Genomic DNA, 20382 nt, shown 5'->3' with positions numbered 1-20382 from the left:
ATCTCTTTGTGGGAAAGATAACTAATGGTTTTATCAGTGCAATCTCTTTTTTTACCATAATACCAGTTAACAGTTCTCAATTTGATCAGAACGGAATTATTTTCATGTTTTTTGTGTACGGATTAATTGGAATTATTTCATCCCTTTTTTATTACATTATAAGATTTTTTCTCCCTTCCATGATTTCTATTTTTTTATCTTTCTTTCTTCTGTTTATTTTAAGAGGTTTTCAGAACCTTGATGCTGTCCTGGACACCGGAGATGGACTCATGAAAAGAGGAAATGTAGAAGAAAGGCTAAGAGTTATGAAGGATACATCAACGGGTGCTGGGGCAATAGGTCTATTTGCATTCATATTTGGAACCACATTCATTTCCCTTATACAAATTTCCAATTTCAACTTTCTCACTTTTTTTGAAATTGAGATTTCTTCAGTTTTTTTCACTGCACTTCTTATGTTTAGAAATAATACAATAGGGATTGGTTTTGCATCCTACTTCAAAAACGTTTCAGATAAATGGAACTTTTTTTCATTAAACATATTGTTACCATTACTGATATTGATTTTTATGGGATTTTCAATTATACTTATTATAATGTTAATACTTGCTGCATTTTCAATTAGATTATACTTTTTTAAAATATTTGGTGGTTACAATGGGGATATAGCCGGAGCCGCTGGGGAAATTGGAAAGATGATTTTATCCCTGTTACTTTTAATAAAGATGTGAATGTAGTGAAATGCTTAAAATTAAATCAACAATATACATATGGTGATTAAATGGTAAGATACAGTTATAGTTGCAAAGATGTAGGATTTGAATGCGGATATCAGGTTAATGAACCCACAAAAAAAGATCTGTGGGCAAAAATAAAGATACATAATAGATATGCTCATAACCAATTTGAAATATCCCCTGAATGGGAGAAAAAAATTGAAAATGCAATAAAGGAAACGGAACAATGATTAAGATAAATACCATCCTCACGGGAGATGAGTTAATAGATAAATGCCTTAGGAGGGCTGCAAAAATAGAGATTCCTTACGACAGGATTTTTGAGGAAAAAATCAGAAAGGAAAACATTGGAAGAATATCTACAATAGAATCTATTTCTGTGGGGTATCTTAAAAAAACGGTTAGACGGTTTCCTGGTATAGAAAGGATACATCCCTATTATGAGGATCTTATAGATCTTAAATTCGGAAGGGTTGAGTACAAAAGATCATTAAACAATGTAGAGTGGGCTGCAGATAAGATAGTTGAACTTTCAACAGATAGCATTAAAAAAATAAAAAAAACAAAGGAAGTTCACAATATGGTATCCATAAGAAAAGAGTTCTATGGGAGATTCTGTTCCATTATTGAGCACATAGATGGTGATTTAAAATTTCTTTCAAAAGTGAGGGGGTTTATTAAAAAATTGCCTGACGTAGAAGCAGACATTGCATATCTTATAATTGGTGGAATGCCAAACGTAGGGAAAAGTTCCCTTGTGAACGCTTTGACTGGAGGAAAAATAAAAACTGCACCATATCCTTTTACCACACTAGATGTTTCAGTTGGTCACTATTATACGGGTGACATAAAAATTGGGGTCATTGATACGCCCGGACTGCTGGACAGAGATTTTGAAAGCATGAATGAGATGGAAAAAAAAGCAATTCTTGCAATGAAAGATATCAAAGGTGAAATAATATTTCTTATAGATTATTCTGAGAGCTGCGGTTATTCCGTTGAAAGCCAGATGACGGTTCTTGAAAATTTAAAGAAAAATTTTAGAAAGGAAATTACCTCAGTTCAGGCCAAAGTAGACATCAGTGATGTTAAGTTAGATATTTGCGTTTCAGTACATGATGCAAAAACAATTGAAAGATTTAAGAAGATTATGGAGGAGAAATTGATCTATGCATCTTGATCAGGAAATTAAAAGATTGGCATTAAAAAATGCAATTTCACATGATGGAAAATGTGATGCGGGAAGCATAATTAACAAACTTATAGGATTGGATCCAAATCTGAAAACAAAAATCAGGGATATTAAGTCAAAGATAGATGAGGTTGTAAATCAGGTAAATATGTTATCCGTAAGTGAACAAAGGGAAATACTGAATGCTGAATTCCCTGAAGAGGCAAAAATAAAGAAAGAAAATGAGGAAGAAAAAAGATTACCTGATTTAAAAAATGTGAAAGGGAGGGTGGTCATGAGAATGGCCCCGTCTCCATCCGGTCCTCTGCATATAGGCCATACCAGGATGTGCATTCTCAATGACGAGTATGTAAAAAGATACGGAGGTGACTTGATATTGAGAATTGAAGATACAAATCCTAACAATATCTTTCCTGGTGCCTATGAGATGATACCTGAAGACAATAAATGGCTGGGTGTTGAATTCACCAAACTCTATATACAGTCAGAAAGATTTCAATATTATTATGATGTGGCAAGGGAGCTTCTTAGGAGGGGAAACGCCTACATATGTACATGTGTGGCTGATGAGTTTAAGGAAAAACTAGCAAGATCGGAGTCATGTGTACATAGAAATACAAATCCAGAGGAAAATCTGGAAAAATTTGAAATGATTTTATCAGGGAAATTCAATGAAAAATCAGCAGTTATGATGATAAAAACCGATTTAAAGGATCCAAACCCTGCACTGAGGGATTGGGTGGCATTCAGAATAATTGAAAAGCCACATCCACACACTGGAAAAAGATACAGATTTTATCCTTTGATGAATTTTAGTGTTGCCTGTGATGATCATGACATGGGATTGACACATGTTATCCGTGGATCCGATCACCTGAATAACACTTATAGACAAAAATGGATATTCAATTATCTTGGATGGGAAATTCCAGAATATTTTCACTATGGAAGAATAAATATTGGAAATGCAGTACTTAGTACAACTCAAATGAGAAAGGGAATTGAAAACGGTACATATGAAAACTGGGAAGACATCAGGATCGCAACAGTAAGGTCCTTTGCAAGAAGAGGATACAGGCCTGAAACATTCAGAAGATACTGGATAATGTCTGGACTGAATGACGTTAATTCTGAATTTTCTTGGGAAATATTTAATTCAATAAACAGGCAGATCATTGATCCCTATTCAGACAGGTACTTTTTTATCCCGGAACCTCAAATGATAAAGGTTGAAAAATCCCCATCAACAGTTTCAAAAATACCAAAATATCCAAACAATCAAAGCAGAGGTTACCGTGAATATGAGGTAAAGGAAAATGCCGAATTAATGGTGGACAAAAAGGATATCCAGAATATCGCTGATGGAGAAATCATTAGGCTGAAGGATCTTTACAACATAGAATTTAAGGATGGAAGATTCATATATCACAGCACAGAGGTAATTGATAGGAAAAAGAAAATTATACAGTGGCTTATTCCAGAAAAAAGCTCTCCTTTCAGCGTTCAAAAACCAGATGGAAGCTGGGAAAAAGGATTGGCAGAGACATACACATTGTCTGCCTCTGGAACCATTCAATTTGAGAGGTATGGTTTTGTGAACAAAATCAGTGAGAGTGAGGCACTTTATCTCCACAGATAATTAAAGCTTTGGAAAATCATGAAGGACAACTATGTCCTCAACTGATTTAACCCACTTGTATGGTATTCCTATGTTTTCTGCCCCATTAATAAGAGGCTTTGCTCTTATCTCTTCTCTCAATTCCGAGACGATGAGTTCTTTTATCTCTTTTAGTTTTCCGTTTTCCTCTATTACTACAAGAACCTCAATTATTTTCCCTATATACTTTCCAAACTGAGTGTAAACATCTTTTCCTATCATTTTTGACATTTCAACTGTTTCGTCCATCTGATCACCGACAATAATCAATGAAGTTTTGAAATATATCCTTTCCGTACATGGTGTGTTCAACTTCCGGATGAAATTGAACGCCAAATATTGGACGCTTAACTGATCTGAATGCCTGCACAGTGCAGTTTTTCGAAAATGCACATCTCAGCATCTCCTCAGGAAGCTCAAATATTTCATCATTATGGTTTTCCCATACTGTAACTGCATCTGGGAGGTTACTGAATATACCACCTTTATCTGTGAATGTTATCACAGTCTTTCCGAATTCTGGAGTTTGTGCCTTTCTCACCTTTCCACCAAGATGAAGGGCCGTGAACTGTGCACCCACACAAATGCCAAGGATTGGCCTATCCTGTTCATCTATAAGTTGACCCATGTTTCCAAGTTCCTTAACATCCGTGTTTATACTTGGAGCTCCTCCTGAAAGTACCCAACCATCTGCATCCTTGATTTGAAGAAAATCCATGCTGTTATCAACAATTTCACTTTCTACACCAAGCTTTGTGAGCAATCTCCACTCTTTGTGTGTCCATTGCCCACCGTTATCCACCACGTATATTTTCAAATCAATCACCATGCTCATAGATTGATAGATAATGATATTGCAACTCCATACTTTCTCTTCTTATATATTTGCCTCTGCTAAAAATTCTATCAAGTTCCTCCTGGGATATTTTAATTTCATCTGGAGGCCCTATCTCAATACCTTTTTTAAATTCTATTAGGTAAGCCTTTTTTACCTTCATTTTTTGAAATATCTCAGGAAGGAATTCGCGACATGGAAAATCATGAAAACTCGTTGACATAAAAACAATATTAGCCCCATTCATATTTTCAGTTTTACAAACATCCTCACATAAAACTGATATGTTATTGATTTTATTTTGGTAAATTTTATTTCTTACAATTTCACACGCCTTTTTACTTGTATCTATGGCAATGACTTTTCCAGCCCTTTTTGAAAATTCCAAGGAATAATAACCGTCTCCACATCCTAAGTCTGCAAGAACATCATTTTCATTAACTTTAAAAAACCTAAAAATCTTTTCTGTATCCATATATTTTTTTCTGAATTCCGATATTCGGTCATAATCAAAATCTTCCTTATGATGATGCATCGAACTGTATATCGATCTCATAAAATAATATTCTCTATCAGAAAAATTTTTTATTAATGTTTTGTAATATTAAATTATTGAAAGATTATTTCTTCCAAGTTCCCTCAGTGAATTGAAACCGGAGAGGGCCAGCTGTATTGAAAGTTCCCCGATCAATTGCCTGAAATATGCCTCTACCCCTTTCTCACCTCCAACTGCCATGGAATATGCGTAAGGTCTTCCTATCATAACTGCATTTGCTCCAAGAGCAAAAGCTCTCATTACATCTGCTGCTCTTCTGACACCTGAATCAAATATTAAATGACCATCGTAATTCCCTTCCCCAGTTATTTCATTTAATGCGTCTATTGATGCTATTGCTCCGTCTACCTGCCTTCCTCCATGATTTGAGACAATAACACCGTTCGCCTTATGCTCAAATGAAAGCTTTACATCTTCTGGAGAGTTTATACCTTTAACAAGAATTGGTAGGCTTGTCCATTTTCTTATATGATCGAAATATTCCCAGTCAAATCCTGGATTTACATATATAGAAGACCATTCCATAATCGCTGACATTCTATCCTCTTCAACAGGTTTTGAAAGTCTTTTCAGAAAATAAGGATCGGTGAAGTAATTTTTAGTGCCATGGCCCTCAACAAATGGAAGGTACCTGTTTTCCAGATCTTTCTCTCTCCATCCAAGCATTGTTGTATCAAAAGTTACCACTATGGCCTTGTATCCTGAGGTTTCTGCCCTTTTTACAAAATTTCTCATTACATCCATGTCCTTTCCTGGATACAGTTGGAACCATTTTTCAGCATTAGGTGCTGCTTTTGCCACTTCCTCGATACTCCAGGAACTAACAGTGGATAGGCAGAATATAAGGCCAAGTTTCTCAGCAACTGTTGCCCCTATGAGATCAGCCTGTGGATTAACTATTGACATGGCACCAAGTGGAGCAATTATAAATGGTGTTAGGAAAGATTTTCCAAATATCTCAGTAGAAATTGTTGAGTTTTCAACATTTCTTGCATACCTTGGTCTTATTCTGTAATGATTTAGTCTTTCTTCGTTATGTAATTCGGTTGAACCGCTGCCTGCTGAGCTTTCAATATACCACCATGCGTTTTTGTCCAGTTTCATTCTAGCAGATTCTCTCCATTTCTCTATGCTTACTGGAAAATCCCCCTCTTCATCTGCCTTCAGATATCTCATAAGCTGGTACTGTGTTCCTAAATTTGTCATCATGATTAAAAAGAGGTGAAAGATATAAAGATTGCTTTATTATTAGAATTAATAAAATTAAATGAAATTTCATATGAATAAAATTATTTAAAAAATAATAAAATTTAATCAAAGATTGCCAAAACATATTATTGTGGAATGGATGCATGACACATGCCAAAGTACGCAGAACTAGGAAAAACAGGAATAAAAATTTCTAAAATTGGCATAGGAACTTGGCAGATGGACAAATCAGAGAAAAGTGTTCAGGCAATTAAGGAAGGTATTAAGGCCGGTGCTAATTTTGTGGATACAGCTGAATTCTATTACAATGAGGAGATGGTGGGAAAAGCCATTTCAGGTGAAGACATAGTGATCGCAACTAAGGTTTTCACAACCCATTTTAGATATGATTCAGTAATAAAGGCATGCAACAGAAGTCTAGAAAAACTTGGAGTAAAAACAATTGATCTTTATCAACTGCATTTTCCAACGAGCTTCGTGAAGATTGAGGAAACCATGAAGGCAATGGAAAAACTTGTTGATGATGGAAAAATAAGATACATTGGTGTTAGCAATTTCAATGTCAACCAGCTTAAAAAAGCCCAGAGCGCTATGAAAAAATATGAAATAGTGTCAAATCAGGTGGAGTATAGCCCCATGGTCAGATATGTTGAGGATGAGTTGCTAGATTACTGTATTAAAAATAATATCACCATAATAGCATACAGTCCACTTGTTCATGGAGATATGAAAAAAATAGTTTCATTGCCAGAAAATCCAGTGGAAAAGCTAGGGAAAAAATACTCTTCAACACCCTATCAGATTGCCCTATCCTGGTTAACATCAAGAAACAATAATGTTGTTGCAATACCTAAAAGTTCCAATCCTGAAAGAGTCAGGGAGAATGTAAAAAGTATGGATATTAATTTGACAGAAGAAGAAATAAATGAAATTTCTGCATATTTCTCAAAATTTAAAAAAACTCCAACTGTAAAAAAAGTGGGCTGGCTTGTTTCCTTATCAGGAATCTTTTAAATTAACATAAACAATATTTAATAGAATTGGAATAAGGGGTAAGTCATGAATGATCTTGAAATAGTGATTCTTGTGCTTTTTTTATGGGTAATTATTCTTGTTTCACTGAGGCCAAGAATCAATAAATCAAAACATTTTCAAACATATTTTGGAATATTACTTCTTGTAAAAATTACAAAAAACAGAGGAATTCTTGATAAGGTAGCAGGGAACAAAAATAAGAAGTATTTCGCAAAACTTTCCGTACCAATTGTTTATTTCCTTCTAATTTCCGCAATTGCCATTTTGTTATACAGTGCAATTCTTTCCTTCTCAGTAAAAGAGAGTATTCCTTTAAATGAATATATTGCTTTACCTGGAATTAATCCAGATATACCGATAATTTATGGGCTCATAGCATTTTCATTGTCCGTGATCATACATGAAATGTTTCACGGAATAGTGGCTAGGAAACACAACATTGATGTAAATTCAGTTGGTGTAATGTTTCTTGTGGTTCCAATAGGTGCATTTGTTGAGCCAAAACAGGATCAGATTGAAAAGGCAGATCCTGTTGCGAGAAGAAGAGTTGTGGGTGCAGGTATAGCAGTAAATTTTGTGATAGGTGTGATCTGTTTTCTCCTTTTATCCCTTGCTATGTCCCATCTGGCAGTTCAGAAGGAGCCAGGTTCTTATCTTGATGGCGTATGTGAAGGCACCCCCATGTTCAAGGCAGAAAGTTATCCATCTGAACTTGTTAAGTTTGGGAATTATTCAGGAAACAATATATATGATATAGCATACAATTCAAATATTATGCCCGGGAAAACAGTTAATGTAACTTTATACAATGGTAAAACGTTCATTCAAAGTCAAACTTTATCAGGAGTTTTTGTAGTTTCCACCATTGAAGGATATGGAGCTTACGGGAATATTACAAACAGATCCTATCTTATATCAATTGATAAAACCATAATATATAACGAATCTCAGCTTTCACAATATTTGAATTCGATTAATCCTGGTACCAATATCACAGTTGAGTTTGCCACAATAAATATGTCCAGTCAAGGATATGGAAGGTTAAATTACCACAATACAACCTTCATTACTGGATCCGTTTATTCATACTATGAAAAATATGACCCGTCAGCAGCAACTCCGCAGATGAAACACGAATCTTTCATAGGCGTGGAAACAATATATGCAGGTCTAGAACTTGTTCCAATGAACTATTTCAAAAACATTATTTTTGGCGACATTGTATATTCAACCAACGTAAGAAATGACCTTGCAATTTTCGGTTTGCCATTGGAGGGGTTATCACCGGTACCCTCGGCCTTCGCACACCTATATTCTGTTCCACTTGGTTATAATGTATTTTGGTTTACTGCAAATCTGCTTTATTGGTTTTTCTGGGTAAACATACTTCTTGCTCTAACTAACGCCTTTCCGGCAATAATATTTGACGGTGCTCAATTTTTCAGAGACACCCTTTTGATTGCATCGAAAAAAGAGAGGTTTAAATACCTAAGGGATGAAAGAAATGTTGCAAATATAACATCACTTGTATCAACGCTTATAATTTTTCTTATTCTACTGACTCTAATTCTACCAAGGATAGTTTAGGAAAAACCTTAATAATTCAATAAAAATTTCCCCTGGATCATAGATGCCGTTTGCTGAATCGATAGAAAGAAGACTGAATAAGAAAATCTGCATGAAATGCGATGCAAGAAACCCTGTTAAGGCTACAAAATGCAGAAGATGTGGATATACAGGGCTTAGGATGAAAGCTAAGGAAAGAAGGGGCGGGCAGTAAAATTTGGATTCCAATCCACTTAAGGCAGCTATTCTTAGGATGGAAGGGACGAATAATGAGATGGAGGCTTTTCGCTCCTTCCAGGAAGTTGGTTTTAAGCCAGATTACGTACACATAAGGGAAATAGAATTAAATAGGAAAGATATTGAAAATTATGATGCCATTTTTCTCCCAGGAGGTTTTTCTGCAGGAGATTATGTGAGAGCAGGCATAATATTTGCTTCCAGATTAATGAAAGCAGCAGGAAAAAAAATACAAAAGATGGAAGAGGATGGAAAACCAATCATTGGTACATGTAATGGGTTTCAGGTTCTTGTGGAATCTGGAATGCTGAGTGTTAAAAATGGCTCTAAAGATATGGCCCTGTCTGTGAACAAAAGTGGAAATTTTGAATGCCGCCATATTTTTATCAAATATATGGGTGGGAACAAGATTTTTGATACTTTGTTTAAGAAAAATGAGGTTTTTGAGGTTCCGGTTGCTCATAAGGAAGGAAATTTAATAATATCAGAAAATGTGGATAAACAAAGCAGTATAATGGATAGTGGAAGGGCAATTTTCAGATATACTGATCAGTATGGGGAATTTAAAGATTATCCATGGAATCCAAACGGATCTTATGGATCAATAGCAGGAATTTCTTCGGAAAAAGGGAATGTTTTAGGATTGATGCCTCATCCTGAGAGAATTTTTTATGAATATCAGATGTCGACCTACGGCAAACTTAAGAAAATGGAGCCGATGGGTAAAAAATTTTTTAAATCCATATATTTGTATGCTTCCATTATTTGATTAAACTTCAGGATGATTTTCAATGATCTTTTCAATTAATTTTTTTGAATTTATACGGAAATCTTCAAGTGTACTGTCATTAACTATCATGTAATCCGCAAGAGATATTGCATTTCCCATACCCCATCCGAGTTCCCTGTTATCCCTAGACTCCAGTTCACTTTGATTTTTTATATCATCCTCTCGATTTCTCTTAAGTATTCTTCTTAGACGCTCTTCTCTTTCCGCGTATATGGCAACTAGAACTACGTTGTTCCCAAGACTTTTAAAATAGTTAAGTTCTTCAAGATTTCTCAAACCATCTATAATAATTCTCTTTTTTTCCTTAAGATTCTCAGAGAGCCGCCTTGCCCATATATCCATCCCAAATTTAACTCTCTCCTGATTAGCAAATTTTCCAATTTCAGAATCTATAAATGAAATTCCATTCATTGAGGCGTATTTTCTTACTGTCTCACCCATGTGATAATCAATGAAACCCATGGATCTTGCCACCTTAATAAATTCATCTTTTCCTGCACCGGGCATTCCTGTAACAATTATCATCAGGGAAAAGTGATTTCACCTTGCTTAAAATATTTTGCTAATAATCAGGTATTTTTATTATTCAATGGTCGTTATTTAGAATTCACAATAACCAATAAGTTTCGATCTTTTAAATAATACCAATTTTTCAAAATTTTTAATAAAATCAAAAATTTATAAAAATAACGTACCATGACATTAAAAAACATTTTGATCTTGAAAAAAAATAATTTAATAAAATTACTATAATGAAATTAAAATATTACGACAATTATTCTTTTGAAAACTATTTTAATTAAGATGCAATACCTTTCTCGATGAACAAAACAGATATTAACATAACTGTTGGAGGTCCTCAAGGTGGAGGTATAGATACATCATCAAACATCATAAGCAGGGCCTTTGCTGAAACAGGATATAACGTTTTTGGGGTTAGAGAGTATCATTCTAACATCAAAGGAAGGCACAGCTACACACATGTAAGAATTAAGGAAGAGAGACCAAGATCCCTGAAATATCCGGTGGATTTTCTAGTTGCCCTTGATCCAGACACCATTTTTGAACATCTGGAGGATGTGGGAGATAACACCAAAATCATTTACGATACTGATTTTGAAAAGGTTGACCTTATCCAATCCAGAATGATAATGAGAGACACATCCAAAAAAATAAGGGAGATGCTTGAGGAGGAGAAGTTCAAGACTAACATATCTGGTGCTCTGGAATGGATGAAGAAAAGAGGTGCAAAGCCAATAGGTATTCCATTTACAAAGGTTGTTCAGTCTGCAATATCTGAAGGAGTCCCTTCAAGATATTTTAACACATTTGGAGCTGCCATAACATTGGCAATTGCAGGTGTAGAAAAGACTTATCTGGAAAGCAGTATAAAACAAATATTTTCAGGTAAAACTGCTATAATAGAAGAAAATTTAAAAGTTATCAGTGCTGCATATGACTATTGTGAGACAAACAACCTGATTGGGAATAAACTACCATACAGGAAGCATGAGAAAAAGTTTATCCTGACTGGAAACGATGGTGCAGCAATTGGGAAGATAATGGGTGGTTTGAGATTCCAGACCTACTATCCCATTACACCAGCAAGTGATGAAAGTACAATTATGGAAGAACACAGCCATCTTAAGTGGATGGAAAATGAAAAGGAAAGATTAAAGGATGCAGGAGTAGTGGTTGTACAGACAGAAGATGAACTTGCCGCAGTTACAATGGCATCTGGAGCAGCACTTACAGGAGTTAGGGCAGCTACAGCAACGAGTGGCCCTGGTTTTTCACTAATGGCAGAAGCCATATCATTTGCTGGTACAGATGAGGTGCCACTAGTTATAACTATGTATCAGAGAGGCGGTCCTAGTACAGGATTGCCAACGAGAAATGGACAATCTGATCTTTTCTTTGCTTTAAATACAGGTCATGGGGAGTTTCCCAGGTTGGTAATATCATCAGGTGATGTGGAAGAATGCATATATGATTCCATGAAAGCTCTCAATTATGCTCAGAGATATCAGATGCCAGTAATACATCTTATTGATAAGAATCTGGCAAATTCAACCGATTTCATAACTGAAATTGACACGAAAAGGGTTAAGATTGAGAGACCTGATATGTCTCCCCATGGTGATTCTTTCAGAAGATACAATCTGAATACTGATAACGGAGTATCAAACTTTGGAGTCTTCGGTAAGGATATATTCTGGATGACTGGGGATGAACACGATGAACTTGGTCATGTAACTGAGGATTCAGAGATAAGGGACAGAATGATGGAGAAAAGATTCAGAAAACTTAAGACTGTGGAACAGGAGGTCCCAATGGAAGACAGAGCTATACTTTATGGTGATAAAAATGCAGATATTACATTTATCACTTGGGGTAGCCAAAAAGGACCTGTGCTTGATGTGATTGATCTTTTGAAGGAAGAAGGAATTAATGCAAATCTTCTCTATTTAAAGATGTTTAGCCCGTTCCCAACTGAATTTGTGAACAATATTCTTTCAGGAGCCAGATTGATAATTGATGTGGAAAGCAATTTCTTGGGACAGGCTGCTGAGATTGTTACATCAAAAACAGGAATAAAGATTGAAAACAGGATTTTAAAATATAATGGAAGACATATGACGGAGGACGAAATTTTGAGAGCCTCTAGGGATATTATAAACAAGAATGTGAAAAATGAGGTGGTGTTGAGACATGGTGCATAATTTTAAAACGGATCTGACTATTGACTGGTGCCCTGGATGCGGGGATTTTGGTATACTGAATTCAATTGTTCAGGCTCTTACCGAAATGAATTTTGATCCTCATCAGGTGGTGATGGTTTCAGGAATAGGATGCTCAGGAAAAACTCCACATTATATAAATGTGGCTGGAGTTCACACACTGCATGGGAGGTCTGTTCCATATGCAGTCGGAGTGAAATTGGCGAACCCAAAACTAAATGTCTTAGTGACTGGAGGAGATGGGGATCTAATGGGTATAGGTGCTGGACATCTGGTTGCTGAAGGAAGGAGAAATAGTGGTGTTAAGATAATTATGTTTGACAATGAGGTTTATGGACTTACAAAGGGACAGGCAGCTCCAACAATGCCTCTAGGTGAGAAGACCAAGAGTCTGTCAAAACCAAATATCTTCACAAGGTTAAATCCAATAAGTCTAGCCCTTTCTTCTGGTTATTCTTTTGTTGCAAGGGGTTTCTCTTTTGATATGAAACAGCTTAAGGAAATAATCAAAAAGGCAATAAATCACCCTGGTTCGGCATTCATAGATGTATTGCAGCCCTGTCCTACATATAATAATGTGAACACAATGGAATGGTTCAAAGAGAGAGTTTACAAAATAGAGGATAAGGATAAATCATGGAATCCAATAATTGACAAAAACAATCAGCAGGAAGAAGGAATTGTATTTGCAAGGGCCATGGAAAAGTCCCTGGAATTTGGAGACTCGATACCAACAGGAATATTTTACGAGAACAGGTTAATAGAGCCATTCACCAAAAGAATAGAGAGAAATGTTCCAAATTACATGGAAATAACCCCTGCAGAGCAGGAGATAGTTGGAAAGGATGGTTACACTGTTCTTGATCCGGAAAAAACATTTGAGGATAAAATCATAGGATGAATAATTTCATCCAATTATTGTACCTCTAAAATCCTTTTCATTGATTGCATTTTCAATATTAGAAAAATCCTTTCCACCAATTATAACAATTTTTATATTTGATCTCTTGGCAATAAGAATTGATACTGAATCCATAAATTGATTGCTACCAGCCCCCGTGTAGGAACTTAATGATAAGTTAAATGCTTCATCATATTTTAAGGTCTTCAAGAATCTTGCGTTTTTATTTTGTTTAGGATCTGAATCGTAAACACCATCAACCGATGTGAGATTGTAAACCTTTTTTATGCCAAGAGATTCTGCAAGCAACATGCTTACTGTATCGGTGGTGTGTCCTGGTACTGTTCCACCCATAACTACTTTTCCCTGCGAATTTATCATGTCAATGGCATCATTTATGCTCTCTGGAATATGAGTCTGATCCACGTCTATAACATATGAAACCAGTCTTGCATTCATTCTCGTTGCCTGAATGCCTATCTCGTCAAGAAAAAAGTTGTTATCAGTAAATTGCTTCATGCTTTGTATGTAATTTCTTGCTGTTTTACCTCCTCCAACGACAACTCCAAGACACTGATTACCGAACTTATTCCAGAAATCCCTGAATGAATTCAAAAACTTCAGATCGGGAAGGTCTGGTATCACAAGAGACCCTCCAAGAGAAATGACAAATTTTTCCATTGAAAAATTGATAGAGTTATATAGTATTTATAAATTTTGAGTTTATGGGAAATGATGAAACCCAGCTCAGAAAATATGAATTTAAAAAAGCTCTAGAGGAGCTGGAAAATCTTAGGGGAAGAGGTACCGAACTTATCAGCCTCTACATACCCCCTGATAAGATGATATATGACGTGGTACAGTATCTAAGGGAAGAATATTCCACATCAGCAAATATAAAATCAAAATCAACAAGAAAAAATGTTCTATCTGCCATTGAATCCATAATGTCCAAACTTAAGTATTATAAGAGTCCTCCAGAAACAGGACTGGTATTTTTTGTGGGACATATACAGAAGCGAGGGGATCAGACTGAGATGTACAGTCAAATTATAGAACCCCCAGAACCAATACAGACATTTATATATAAATGTGATTCTCAGTTCTTCCTTGACCCTTTGAAAATTCAATTGAAACCGAAGGAGGTTTATGGTCTTATTGTAATAGACAGAAAAGAGGCCACAATAGGATATCTAAATGGTACTAACATAGTGGTGGTGACAAACGAACAATCACTTGTTCCAAGCAAACATCACCAGGGAGGACAGTCATCACGAAGGTATGAAAGACTCATAGAAATTGCAGCAAATGAATATTTCAAAAAAATAGGAGATATAGTAAATAATACCTTTATGCCAAATATTAAGGAGATAAAGGGTATTTTTATTGGAGGTCCCGGTGCTACTAAAAATTTCTTTTTTGAAAATGATTACATGTTCAACGAAATAAAGAAGAAAGTTGTTGACCTTTTTGACGTTGGCTACACTGATGAATCAGGGCTGAGAGAACTTGTTGAAAAGGCATCTGAATCTATAAAGGATCTGGAGATAGCTAGGGAAAAGGATCTGATCAACAGATTTATGAAAGAAATAAGAAAGGGTCCTGAAGGGCTGGCAGTTTATGGTGAAAATGAGATTATTGATGCGCTGAACCGAAAGGCATTGGATCTTCTTCTCATATCGGAAAGTCTGCGAAGGACAAAATATTATTATAAATGTCCACAATGTTCACATGAAGAAGTGTTCAGCAGCAGACCTGAAGATAATACATGCCCTGTTTGCGGTTCTTCAATGGAAATGGATCATGAAGAGGATCTTGTAAAGACACTTTATAAAATGGCTGAAGACTCTGGAGCAACAGTTGAAATAATCGGTGAAGGAAGTGAAGAAGGGGAGGTTCTTAAAAAAGCTTTTAATGGACTGGCAGGTATATTAAGATATTCTCTCCAGAAGCAGCAAATTTAAGAAAAAATTTTTTATTTTTATTGCTCTTTCACCATTATCTGGTTAGGTCCAACGGTAATCTGGCTTACAGGTATTCTTATGTTGTTGTTTGTATCAAACTTGAATTCAGTCTTCACATTCTCTCTTGGCTCAACAATAAGGTATAGGATTCTTCCAGTAACTGGATTGAATCTAAGATCAAGTACCCTTCCAAGGTTTCTTCCACCCATTGTTGAGACCTGAGCATCCTTTATGTTGTTATAGAGCGTTAGCACCTCTTTTTTCTCCATATTTATCCCTCAGTTGTAAAGTCCTGTTTCCTCCAGTGACCTTCTTTTCTCTTTGCTGCTTTTTCCAAGGTTCTTGGAAAGATTTTCATAAAACTTTACCACCTCATCATCAACTGACGGCTTTATAACTTTTGTGGCATTTATGAAATCTTCATGAGTCACACCAGAAACTGAAGGATCTCTCCTGTAACTTATCATTCCAGCCTCTCTGCATAGATTTTCAAGGTCTGCACCAACATATCCCTCCGTAATCTCTGCTATTTTTCTCAGATCCACTGTGCTATCAAGAGGCATGTTCTTTGTGTGTACTTTTAGAATCTGATACCTTGCCTCAAGGTCAGGTGGAGGGATGTAAATCATTTTATCAAACCTTCCTGCTCTTATTAGTGCATTATCTAGGATGTCAGGTCTGTTTGTGGCACCAATAACCACAACACCCTGAAGAACTTCAACACCATCCATAGAAGTGAGAAGCTGATTTACAATTCTCTCTGTTACACCTGAATCACCGTATGATCCCCTTTTTGGTGCGATTGAATCTATTTCATCGAAAAATACAATGGATGGTGCAACCTGCTTTGCCTTCTTGAAGATTTCCCTCACAGCCTTCTCACTTTCTCCGACCCACTTGCTTAAAACTTCAGGGCCTTTTACAGATATGAAATTTGCATTGCTTTCATTTGCAACAGCCTTAGCAAGCAAAGTCTTACCAACACCCGGAGGTCCGTAAAGAAGAAATCCTTTTGGTGCTCTGATTCCAAGTTTTTTGAATACATCTGGGTTAAGTAAGGGCATTTCAACACTTTCCCTCAGTTCCCTCTTAACTTCCTCCATCCCACCTATATCAGACCAATGAACGTCAGGAATTTCTGCCATGACTTCCCTTAGACTACTGGGCTCTATACTTTTAAGAGCTTCCCTGAAGTCATCCTCTGTGACCGCCATCTTTTCCAGTATTTCCGTAGGAATTGGTTTGTCAAGATCAATTTCTGGAAGATATCTTCTGAGGGCATTCATTGCTGATTCTCTTGAGAGTGCTGCCAGATCTGCCCCCACAAATCCATACGTCATATCTGCAATTTCATCAAGGAACTTTGACTTCTGATCCTCATCCATATTCAATGGCATTGCCCTTGTATGAATCATCAGAATCTCCTTTCTCCCGTTTTTATCTGGAACCCCTATATTTATTTCTCTGTCGAATCTTCCTGGTCTCCTGAGGGCCGGGTCCACCGCATCTATTCTGTTTGTAGCTCCAATTACTATGACGTGGCCTCTCTCCTTAAGACCATCCATCAATGTAAGCAGCTGAGCCACCACTCTCCTTTCAACCTCTCCTTGAACATCCTCTCTTTTTGGAGCTATAGAATCGATTTCATCAATGAATATAATTGAGGGTTCTTTCTCCTCTGCATTTGTGAATATCTCCCTCAACTTCTGCTCACTCTGTCCGTAATATTTACTCATGATTTCTGGTCCATTTATGGAGTAGAAATTTGCCCCTGATTCGTTTGCAACCGCTCTTGCTATGAGTGTTTTTCCTGTACCAGGAGGTCCATATAGAAGGACGCCTTTCGGTGGTCTAATTCCTAACCTTTCAAATAGCTCTGGATGCTTTAGTGGGAGTTCTATGATCTCCCTCACCTTACTCAACTGATTTGAAAGTCCTCCAATATCCTCATAACTTATTTTCGAAACGTCTTCAAGAACATCAGAAGCTGGCTCTTCCCTTATCTCTATTTTCGTAGTTTCTCCTATCTCAACAGGTACTCTTGATGGTATGGTCTTAACAACTTTGAATAAAAGACCGGAATGGCCAGCTAGTGTAAGCCCAGGCACACTAATATTATCCTGTTCAATAATAGGCCTTCTTGAAAGAGCCCTTTGAACAAAATCATCTATACCCTCTCCAAACTTCAACCTCTGCTCCTTTCTTATTATGGGTGCAAGCACAACTGATCTGGCGATTTCAGTTCTTACTTTTTTTACCTTAACTTTGTCACCTATTGATGCCCCACAATTGTTCCTCATTACGCTGTCAATTCTAACTATTCCCTTTCCTTCATCCTCATTTCTTGCTCTAAAGACCCTCCCCACAGTCTTTTTGCTTTTTTCAATTTCCACCACATCGCCTATATCAACATTTAATTGAGCTCGTGCATCTGAGTCAAGTCTCACCCTTGACATTCCTGGATCAGTAGGATTGGATTCTGCAACTCTAAGAAAAATGCCTTCCCCTTCAACGTAAGACATATTTGGTAAATTTTTTTTAACTATTTAATGGTAATTAAAAAAAGGTAGATTGTATTTATTATGGGATTTTAACAATAATAAAATAGAAATAAGCAAAACCATCTGTTCCTGTTAGCAATAATATCTTGTCCACAAATGAAGTGGCTGAAGGATTCGATTGATTATAATATGGTAACATGTTGAAAGTTGAACTATTTACATACAATTTCAGAGATATCTGAGTGCCATTTTTAAACCCTGTAATTTTTTCAAAGTTGTAAACGCTGTTGAACTGGGTTATATTATAATTCATTCCATTAACGGTATAGTTTGCAAAATTGAAAGCATAGACAGTGGAACTTGAACTATAAAGTGTGAAGTTAATATTAATTGTTTGAGTGCTGCTCTCTATTTCCTTCACTATAACATAATTGTATGTACCGTTGACATTAACCTTTTCAACAGTTGACCCTGTGATATTTATTGAATTTTCATTTATATATGCATAACCCTGACTTGTTCCAAGAGAAACATTACTCTTTAAAATTGTTGCACCAGCCATCAGTGCAAAAATAATCAAGAGAACAACTGAAAGTGTGGCAGTTGTTTTTTTTCCAATCATAAAAGAACATTACTTGAGACTATTTAATATTTAATGTATAAATTGATTATTACTTAACTATTTATATTCAAAAGTGATAAACTGCTGGTGATTTATTGGTTCAATATAAATGGGTGGCTCTTTCAAATACAACCCTGGGAGTTTTAATGGCTTCAATAAATGGAACCATTATCCTAATATCATTACCCCCTATATTCAAAGGTATAGGTATTGATCCATTTTTGGGTTCTTCATTCCAATACCTTTTGTGGATCTTGATGGGTTACATGATAGTTACAGCTGTCATGCTTGTAACAGTTGGAAGACTCTCAGATATTTTTGGGAGGGTTAGATTATTCAACCTTGGATTTCTTGTTTTTACAATAGGATCAATTCTACTCTTTCTAACACCGGGAAAGGGGGACCAGGGTGCTCTTGAATTGATCATTTTCAGGATGATACAAGCTGTTGGTGCCTCATTTCTCTTTGCAAATTCAGCTGCAATAATAACAGACAGTTTTCCACCAACTGAAAGGGGGAAAGCAATGGGTATAAATCAGATAGCAGCTCTTGCGGGATCATTGATTGGACTTATACTTGGAGGTATCCTTTCAGTAATAAACTGGAGATATGTGTTCCTTGTGAGCGTTCCTGTTGGAATTCTTGGAACAGTCTGGTCATATGCAAAGCTTAAGGATAAATCTCAGAGAATTGCAAACCAAAAATTGGACATTCCCGGAAATATTTCATTCGCAGGCGGTCTCACACTTATTCTGCTAGGTGTTACATACGGATTGATGCCTTACGGTAGCTCATCAATGGGATGGGGTAACCCGCTGGTGATCATATCAATGATTGTGGGTGTTGCTCTCCTGATACTTTTTGTGTTCATAGAAAGGGTTGTTGAACAGCCAATGTTCAATCTTGGACTGTTCAGGAACAGGGCATTTACAACAGGTAGCTTTGCTTCCATGCTTCAGTCAATGGGAATGGGAGGAATGATGTTCATGATAATAATTCTTCTTCAGGGAATATGGCTCCCCATCCATGGATACAGCTTCAGCAGTGTTCCCTTCTGGGCAGGTATATACACAATACCAATGATGCTGGGTTTTGTGGTCTTTGGCCCCATAAGTGGAGCCCTTTCGGATAAGATGGGTGCAAAACTTCTATCTACACTTGGTCTGGTAATAAGTGCATTTGCCTTCTTACTTCTTTCAACGCTTTCATATGATTTTGCATACGTACCATTTGCTTTGATGTTGTTTATGATGGGCTCAGGCATGGGTCTGTTCGCAGCTCCAAATATTGCAGCAGTTATGAACTCTGTGGCCCCACACATGAGAGGTGTTGCATCCGGTATGAGGTCAACATTGCAGAATACAGGGCAGACTGCAAGTATGGGAATATTCTTCACCATAGTTATTGTATATCTTTCAGGACTTCTTCCAGGATCATTCACACCTGCTCTTGCGAAATCAGGGGCTCCTGTTCTGATACCCATATTTGATAAAATTCCCCCAACTTCAGCCCTTTTTGCTGCTTTTCTTGGAGAAAACCCAGTTGGAGTTATAGTTAGTGCACTAGGGCCCATTTCAACAATAATTCCCCCAGCCGTGCTTTCCACACTTGAGAGTAACACATGGTTTCCACTTGCAATTTCAGGGTCTTTCATGCAATCATTGAGAATGACGTTCTACGCAGGCTTCTTCATATTCATTATTGCAGCCATTCTTTCTGCACTAAGAGGTAAAAGAGTGATTTATGATGAAAAGACTTTCCAGAGTGAAGAGCAATCAAAGACAAAGATAGAACAATCGAAAATAACTGAACTAAATGCAAAAATAGAAAATTAATTTT

General features: G+C 36.5%; 21 protein-coding genes. 12 read left to right on the top strand and 9 right to left on the bottom strand.

Features of this window, described 5'->3' with window-relative positions:
* The first annotated feature begins 8 nt into the window (after positions 1-8).
* The 4 genes from ACNF4Z_RS01165 to ACNF4Z_RS01150 are packed head-to-tail and all read left to right on the top strand — an operon-like array spanning position 9 to position 3568.
* Positions 9-731 (top strand): adenosylcobinamide-GDP ribazoletransferase, encoded by a 723-nt coding sequence (locus ACNF4Z_RS01165; RefSeq protein ID WP_458327409.1) that lies wholly within the window; start codon positions 9-11, stop codon positions 729-731.
* Positions 732-781: 50 nt separating this feature from the next.
* Complete coding sequence (locus ACNF4Z_RS01160; RefSeq protein WP_458327408.1) at positions 782-967, top strand: DUF1059 domain-containing protein; 186 nt, start codon at positions 782-784, stop codon at positions 965-967.
* Positions 964-1917: an NOG1 family protein gene (locus tag ACNF4Z_RS01155; RefSeq protein ID WP_458327407.1), complete on the top strand. Its 954-nt coding sequence runs from the start codon at positions 964-966 to the stop codon at positions 1915-1917. Before ACNF4Z_RS01160 ends, ACNF4Z_RS01155 begins: the two co-directional genes overlap by 4 nt.
* Positions 1907-3568, top strand: coding sequence for a glutamate--tRNA ligase (locus ACNF4Z_RS01150; RefSeq protein ID WP_458327406.1), 1662 nt, complete (start codon positions 1907-1909; stop codon positions 3566-3568). The genes ACNF4Z_RS01155 and ACNF4Z_RS01150 overlap by 11 nt, the downstream gene beginning before the upstream one ends.
* Here the strand turns inward: ACNF4Z_RS01150 and ACNF4Z_RS01145 are convergent, their stop codons facing one another.
* From ACNF4Z_RS01145 to ACNF4Z_RS01130, 4 genes are all read right to left on the bottom strand, one after another.
* Positions 3569-3835: a PRC-barrel domain-containing protein gene (locus ACNF4Z_RS01145; RefSeq protein WP_458327405.1), complete on the bottom strand. Its 267-nt coding sequence runs from the start codon at positions 3833-3835 to the stop codon at positions 3569-3571.
* Positions 3836-3839: 4 nt separating this feature from the next.
* Positions 3840-4412, bottom strand: a complete 573-nt coding sequence (locus ACNF4Z_RS01140; protein ID WP_458327426.1) for a GMP synthase subunit A — start codon at positions 4410-4412, stop codon at positions 3840-3842.
* Positions 4405-4896, bottom strand: a complete 492-nt coding sequence (locus ACNF4Z_RS01135) for a class I SAM-dependent methyltransferase (RefSeq protein ID WP_458327404.1) — start codon at positions 4894-4896, stop codon at positions 4405-4407. The genes ACNF4Z_RS01140 and ACNF4Z_RS01135 overlap by 8 nt, the downstream gene beginning before the upstream one ends.
* 129 nt (positions 4897-5025) lie before the next feature.
* Positions 5026-6186 (bottom strand): alpha-hydroxy-acid oxidizing protein, encoded by a 1161-nt coding sequence (locus ACNF4Z_RS01130; protein ID WP_458327403.1) that lies wholly within the window; start codon positions 6184-6186, stop codon positions 5026-5028.
* 150 nt (positions 6187-6336) lie between these two features.
* Between ACNF4Z_RS01130 and ACNF4Z_RS01125 the strand changes: the two genes are divergently transcribed.
* Genes ACNF4Z_RS01125 through purQ form a run of 4 tightly spaced genes read left to right on the top strand, consistent with a single transcriptional unit; the run spans position 6337 to position 9793 of the window.
* Positions 6337-7200, top strand: coding sequence for an aldo/keto reductase (locus ACNF4Z_RS01125; protein ID WP_458327402.1), 864 nt, complete (start codon positions 6337-6339; stop codon positions 7198-7200).
* A 45-nt stretch (positions 7201-7245) separates the two neighbouring features.
* Positions 7246-8808: a site-2 protease family protein gene (locus ACNF4Z_RS01120; RefSeq protein WP_458327401.1), complete on the top strand. Its 1563-nt coding sequence runs from the start codon at positions 7246-7248 to the stop codon at positions 8806-8808.
* Positions 8809-8851: 43 nt separating this feature from the next.
* Positions 8852-9001, top strand: a complete 150-nt coding sequence (locus ACNF4Z_RS01115) for a 50S ribosomal protein L40e (protein ID WP_458327400.1) — start codon at positions 8852-8854, stop codon at positions 8999-9001.
* Positions 9002-9004: 3 nt separating this feature from the next.
* Complete coding sequence (gene purQ / locus ACNF4Z_RS01110; protein WP_458327399.1) at positions 9005-9793, top strand: phosphoribosylformylglycinamidine synthase subunit PurQ; 789 nt, start codon at positions 9005-9007, stop codon at positions 9791-9793.
* On the opposite strand, the gene ACNF4Z_RS01105 is transcribed toward purQ, so the two are convergent.
* Entirely contained in the window at positions 9794-10339 is a 546-nt protein-coding gene (locus ACNF4Z_RS01105) for an AAA family ATPase (RefSeq protein WP_458327398.1), read from the bottom strand.
* Between the two features lie 296 nt (positions 10340-10635).
* Here ACNF4Z_RS01105 and ACNF4Z_RS01100 point away from each other — a divergent pair, with 296 nt between their 5' ends.
* Both ACNF4Z_RS01100 and ACNF4Z_RS01095 read left to right on the top strand, forming a co-directional pair.
* The gene (locus tag ACNF4Z_RS01100) at positions 10636-12537 is read left to right on the top strand and encodes a 2-oxoacid:ferredoxin oxidoreductase subunit alpha (RefSeq protein WP_458327397.1); all 1902 of its coding nucleotides are present in this window, start codon (positions 10636-10638) and stop codon (positions 12535-12537) included.
* Complete coding sequence (locus ACNF4Z_RS01095) at positions 12527-13456, top strand: 2-oxoacid:ferredoxin oxidoreductase subunit beta (RefSeq protein ID WP_458327396.1); 930 nt, start codon at positions 12527-12529, stop codon at positions 13454-13456. Before ACNF4Z_RS01100 ends, ACNF4Z_RS01095 begins: the two co-directional genes overlap by 11 nt.
* 6 nt (positions 13457-13462) lie before the next feature.
* Here ACNF4Z_RS01095 and pyrH read toward each other — a convergent pair whose 3' ends face one another.
* Entirely contained in the window at positions 13463-14137 is a 675-nt protein-coding gene (pyrH, locus tag ACNF4Z_RS01090; RefSeq protein ID WP_458327395.1) for a UMP kinase, read from the bottom strand.
* A gap of 44 nt (positions 14138-14181) precedes the next feature.
* Between pyrH and prf1 the strand changes: the two genes are divergently transcribed.
* Positions 14182-15420 (top strand): peptide chain release factor aRF-1, encoded by a 1239-nt coding sequence (gene prf1, locus ACNF4Z_RS01085; protein ID WP_458327394.1) that lies wholly within the window; start codon positions 14182-14184, stop codon positions 15418-15420.
* 17 nt (positions 15421-15437) lie between these two features.
* On the opposite strand, the gene ACNF4Z_RS01080 is transcribed toward prf1, so the two are convergent.
* From ACNF4Z_RS01080 to ACNF4Z_RS01070, 3 genes are read right to left on the bottom strand one after another with little or no spacing between them, the layout of a single operon-like run.
* A complete protein-coding gene (locus ACNF4Z_RS01080) occupies positions 15438-15689 on the bottom strand; it encodes a PRC-barrel domain-containing protein (RefSeq protein ID WP_458327393.1) in 252 nt (83 codons plus the stop codon).
* A 9-nt stretch (positions 15690-15698) separates the two neighbouring features.
* Entirely contained in the window at positions 15699-17942 is a 2244-nt protein-coding gene (gene vat, locus ACNF4Z_RS01075) for a VCP-like ATPase (protein ID WP_458327392.1), read from the bottom strand.
* Between the two features lie 58 nt (positions 17943-18000).
* Positions 18001-18543 carry a hypothetical protein gene (locus tag ACNF4Z_RS01070; protein ID WP_458327391.1) on the bottom strand — a complete coding sequence of 181 codons (543 nt, stop codon included), beginning with the start codon at positions 18541-18543 and terminating at the stop codon, positions 18001-18003.
* Between the two features lie 95 nt (positions 18544-18638).
* Here ACNF4Z_RS01070 and ACNF4Z_RS01065 point away from each other — a divergent pair, with 95 nt between their 5' ends.
* Complete coding sequence (locus ACNF4Z_RS01065) at positions 18639-20378, top strand: MFS transporter (RefSeq protein WP_458327390.1); 1740 nt, start codon at positions 18639-18641, stop codon at positions 20376-20378.
* Positions 20379-20382 lie beyond the last annotated feature (4 nt).

This window comes from Caldiplasma sukawensis, from assembly GCF_052315375.1.
Classification (GTDB): Archaea; Thermoplasmatota; Thermoplasmata; order Thermoplasmatales; family Thermoplasmataceae; genus Cuniculiplasma.
This window is presented reverse-complemented; position numbering and strand designations above follow the sequence as displayed.